This window comes from Kluyvera sichuanensis (genome assembly GCF_014218705.1).
In the GTDB taxonomy this organism is placed as follows: Bacteria; Pseudomonadota; Gammaproteobacteria; order Enterobacterales; family Enterobacteriaceae; genus Kluyvera; species Kluyvera sichuanensis.
Genome location: NZ_JABBJF010000059.1, coordinates 1 through 4,348, shown reverse-complemented (window position 1 = coordinate 4,348; position 4,348 = coordinate 1). Strand labels below are relative to the sequence as shown.

Genomic DNA, 4,348 nt, shown 5'->3' with positions numbered 1-4,348 from the left:
AGATAACATGCAACTCGCATAAGATATATGCGAAAAAATACAAAAAAACAAAGCGATAAAAACTTTCATATAGACCACCCCATTACTGTTGCAATTAATAGTTGGCCCCTAACAAGTTAATGTTGGCAGGGGAATCAGTGAACCAAATGCATTAAATAATGTACCGGTAAGAATAATAATAATACCTATACCTTCATCATTAGCTCTCCTGATTACACTATTACGATACTTCTCATCCTTTAAATACTCATCCATAGGGCCTGACGCTTGTGCCTCACCTCCATCGAGTGCGCGAGCCATTTCTACTAAACTAGTTAAGTTTTTTAAGTAATGATTTTTTATAGTTAAAATTAGACCTAGAAAGGTAACTACTGATGAAAAGGATGTTAGGAAAAAAATCTTTGATGCAAAACAATCTAGAATGTAACCCGTGAACAATAAAAAACATGAAGCGCACAAACAAACATATCGATTTGATATACATCCAAACAAAATGGAAATAACCTTCCATACAAACGGATATGGTAATTTAACTTGACTAACTTTCTGCATTTTTCTTTTTCCTATACCAAGTAGCTCGACTAACTCCTTCAATTAACCATGGCGTTCCTACTTTGACTTTTCGTCCGCCACCTTTACTTTTCATACCCCGTTTAGACTGAATTTCTGATGAATGAGTTCTGGATATATAATCGTTAAATCCTTCATTAGAAAAACGTGAGAATGTCCATTTAGCAATGCTTTTAGCAATGCCGCTTATTTCTTTCTCATCTAAAGGAGCTGCAAATTGCAAATTGTAGGCGCTGGCACGTTCATAACAGGCTTGCAGCCAGTGGTCATACTCAGGCCAGCCTTGACGAATGGCGCGGTACGCCCATTTTCTAGTTTTATCAAACAGGGTGCAGTTACGGCCTAAGCCGTAGTCGGTAACGATTTCTTTGTCGTTGGCGGCGTTGAGGTCGAGGTAGTCAGCTAGCCAGTCCAGTGTGTAGAGCTCCGGCTGCCATACAGCAATTTTCCAGTGGCTGTGGTTCGGATTTTTGCAGATTAGTCCCGAATACCCCGTATCGGCCTCTAATTTTTTACGTAGCGCGTTCTCTACAGCTGCGGCGTAGCGCAGTGGCTTCATTTTTCCGTCTGGCGCGGTACGGATCGAGGTTTTCAGCGCATAGAGCAGGTGCGCGTGTCCGTTTTCAGGATTAGTGATGGTCAGCGTAGGCGCGGGCGCATTGCGGTCGCTCCAGTCGATGGCGGCACCGGCGCGATCCACGTCGAATCCCAGCCAGAACATGGCGTGAGGCTGATTGAACTGGATGTATTTCGCTAGGATGGCGCGTTCCTTACCGGCAATGCGCACACCGAAGTGCAGATCGTCCGAAAAGTACGGCTTGTGCGGCAAGCGCTCGTTGAAAAGGTTAAGTGCGGCGTTACTCAATGCGCCCTGCGCTTATGGCGGGCTGTTGTCTGGCACGGTTCATGTGCTAAGATTCCTTCAAGGTTTCGACCTGGCCCTGGTTATCATGCGATCCGCCAAGATATGACATGATTTCCGGGGCTTTGTTTTTTCTGGCTCTAACGTTACACCGTCCGGTGACTTCTGTCGATCCCACAACGATTTACCATAACATCCCTTGCCCGCACCCCCTGAGAGCCCCTCAGCGCGATTCTGCGGCCTGACGGCCGTTTCCGTCACCTTTACCCGACTCAAACCCTGAAAAACGCCCCTGGTGATTTCTGCGCGTCTGCATAGTCATGCAGCCGGGTGAATGGCTCAGGCTTTCAGCGCAGATGTCCGCCGAAAGCCCCATTTTATCCGGTTATCACAGTGAAGGGCCGTTATACGTCCGCTGTCGCTGAGATCGCTCCAGCTCCAGCGCTTTCTGATGCCGCGCCGCGCGCTCCTGCTGCTGACGCAGCTCGACGGCATTCAGCCGTTCGACAACCGGCGCAGCTGCTCGCTCAAACTCTGCACCTGCCTGCTCAAGCCCGTGACGCGCTCGCTCAGCGCCGCGTTCTCCCGTTGCATAAGACCAGACATCGTCCGCCATTCCGCGAAGGCGTTCTCCCACTCGTCCAGCCTTTTCGAGTAGTCCTGCTGTAGCTGCTCTAATGCGCTCAGCAACTGTTTTTCCAGCTCCGTCATGATGCTCTACTCCCGTACCAGTCTGATGCCGATCTTCGTGCCGCTGTCGAACGTCCAGTTCGTGTCCGCTTTCACGCCCTCCGGCAGCACCAGAAATCGTCCCTGGCTGTCTTCCTGGTACCTCACGCCCCACGTTCTCGCGTTCAGCTTCTCCAGCGCGTCCTTCTGCTCCCGGATACTCGTGTAATTGTCGATCATCTGCTGCCCCTGCCACCACAGAACACCCGCGCTCGACGCTATCAGCAGCACGGAGACCAGGACGATGGTCAGCCACGTCTGGCTGACCATGCGCACCATGCCCTTCGTGCGCTGGCTCATGGCCGAGGACAGCTTCCGGTCGTGGTCGAGGATGGCGGCGCTGATTCTCTTCTCGCTTTCGCTCAGTTCCGCTCTGACAGACTTCTCGTGCTCGCTGAATGCGGCTTTCAGCATCTCGCCGGTAGTCTGCTGCTGCGCTTTCGATTTCTGCTCTAAGTCCTTCGCCAGCGTTAAAAGACTGTTCATAGATGGCTCCCTTCAGTCGGATGTTTCGCCCCCCGTCCGGGTCGGCAATGCTGATACTGCTTTTTGTGGTGCGCACCACCTCAAAACCCGCGCTTTCCAGCGCCTCAGTGACGTCCTGACGGGTTTTCAGCTCCCCGGATGAGGCAAGGGCAAGCAGGCCGCGCGTAATCGCCTGGGCGGCTTCCTGCTTCGCTTCCGGCAGCGCGGACGGCGTGACCAGCGCCCGTCGATTTTCCGGCGCGTTCGGGTCGTGCAGCCCCAGCCTGCCGTTCACTATGGTCTGCCAGGCGTCGATGCGCGGACGGTCGGCGCGGTCGTAATACGGCTGCAGTCGTTTACCGGTCAGCAGCTCCGTGTTCGGGATCAGGAAATTCAGCTCCAGCCGGCCCTTGTCCCGGTGCTCAACCCACAGCACGCTGTACTGGTCTTTATCGAGTCCGGGCATCAGAACCCGCTCAAAGCTCGCCATCAGCTTTTCGCGCTGGCCGGACGGTAAATCCTTTTCGGCAAAGGACAGGACACCGGATGTGTACTTTTTGGCGTAGGACGAGGCGTCGATAAGCTCCCGGACTTCCTCCGGCTTACCCTGCAGAACGCTGGCACCGTCGCGCTGCCGGTCTTTCCCCAGCAGATAATCCACCGGACCGGCGCCACCGCCGCGGCCTCTGGGATGAAATTTAACGATCATCGTCTGCCCCCTTTTCCAGCACGGCGTGCCTCAGCCGCTCGAGTCCGGCATCGATGGCCATCAGCGCGGCGACAAACTGCACGCGATCATGCCCGGTACCGCCACCGGCGTTAACCTGCCGGGCAATCTGGTTGAGGTTGTTACCCATACCCGCGAGCTGACGAAGCAGCGCCGGCGAGATCGACGGGAGTTTGCCGGCACGGGCAGGCTTCTCGTCCAGGCACGTCTGGCGCATCCAGGCCGCGAGCTGTTTACCGTCGCAGCGCTCCAGCAGTCGGCGATGCTCATCCTCAGTAACCCACATCGTGAGCATTTTGCTGCGTTTGTCTGCCAATCCGGCCTCCTGATAACGCCGGGACGGATGGGAAATCTTTTCCCGGTCGGCGCGGTGTTGGGCAAGCCGCAGGCGCGGCAGTGGTTTTAGCGGGTTTCGGGGCGCAGCCCTGAACCAGTCACGTAGCGCTAGCGGAGTGTATACTGGCTTATAGTACATTGCAGTATGTCAGATCCTATGCTGGCTGCAAAAAAAGCCCTCTGCAAGAGAGGGCTGTTATCTGATATAGGTTGTTTTGTCTCACACGAGAGAAAGAAAGAGATGACTCTATTTTTTATTCAATTCGACCACCGGTTTACTGCCACAGGTTTGACGCTGAAAGATGTAATTGATGGATCATAGTTCAGATATTGATCCAAGGAAAAAACATAATCCCCGGTAGGGATATTTCGAATGCTAGCAGGCCACAATTCTTTTGTAGAAACAGGCGCTCCTGATTTGTCATATGACGTTATTTTTATTTGAACCCCAATTGCCTCAGGGCAATTATTTTCCAATGTAGCCACGCCTTGTAAATGAGGACTGCATTTATTTACACCACACTGGTCAACAAAATTAGCCTTCACTGAGGTTATCTTTATATCAGATAACATGCAACTCGCATAAGATATATGCGAAAAAATACAAAAAAACAAAGCGATAAAAACTTTCATATAGACCACCCCATTACTGTTGCAAT

The 4,348-nt window shown here is 52.4% G+C and carries 5 protein-coding genes; all 5 read right to left on the bottom strand.

The annotated features are described in order from the left end of the window. Positions 1-108: 108 nt before the first annotated feature. Positions 109-552: a hypothetical protein gene (locus HII27_RS26575; RefSeq protein WP_185670175.1), complete on the bottom strand. Its 444-nt coding sequence runs from the start codon at positions 550-552 to the stop codon at positions 109-111. Then, positions 539-1,435: a replication initiation protein gene (locus tag HII27_RS26570; RefSeq protein ID WP_185670174.1), complete on the bottom strand. Its 897-nt coding sequence runs from the start codon at positions 1,433-1,435 to the stop codon at positions 539-541. The genes HII27_RS26575 and HII27_RS26570 overlap by 14 nt, the downstream gene beginning before the upstream one ends. Positions 1,436-1,820: 385 nt before the next feature. Further along, complete coding sequence (gene mbeA, locus HII27_RS27640) at positions 1,821-3,335, bottom strand: plasmid mobilization relaxase MbeA (protein WP_455583649.1); 1,515 nt, start codon at positions 3,333-3,335, stop codon at positions 1,821-1,823. Next, on the bottom strand, positions 3,325-3,648 hold the full coding sequence (locus HII27_RS26550) for a MobC family plasmid mobilization relaxosome protein (RefSeq protein ID WP_185670176.1): 324 nt from the start codon (positions 3,646-3,648) through the stop codon (positions 3,325-3,327). Before HII27_RS26550 ends, mbeA begins: the two co-directional genes overlap by 11 nt. Positions 3,649-3,947: 299 nt before the next feature. Next, a partial coding sequence (locus HII27_RS26545) for a hypothetical protein (RefSeq protein WP_223883305.1) occupies positions 3,948-4,348 on the bottom strand: 401 nt, incomplete at its 5' end.

Excerpts from the sequence above, each read along its gene's own strand:
- HII27_RS26575 (WP_185670175.1), bottom strand. The coding sequence starts at position 552 with ATGCAGAAAGTTAGTCAAGTTAAATTACCATATCCGTTTGTATGGAAG.
- mbeA (WP_455583649.1), bottom strand. The coding sequence starts at position 3,335 with ATGATCGTTAAATTTCATCCCAGAGGCCGCGGCGGTGGCGCCGGTCCG.
- HII27_RS26550 (WP_185670176.1), bottom strand. The coding sequence starts at position 3,648 with ATGCTCACGATGTGGGTTACTGAGGATGAGCATCGCCGACTGCTGGAG.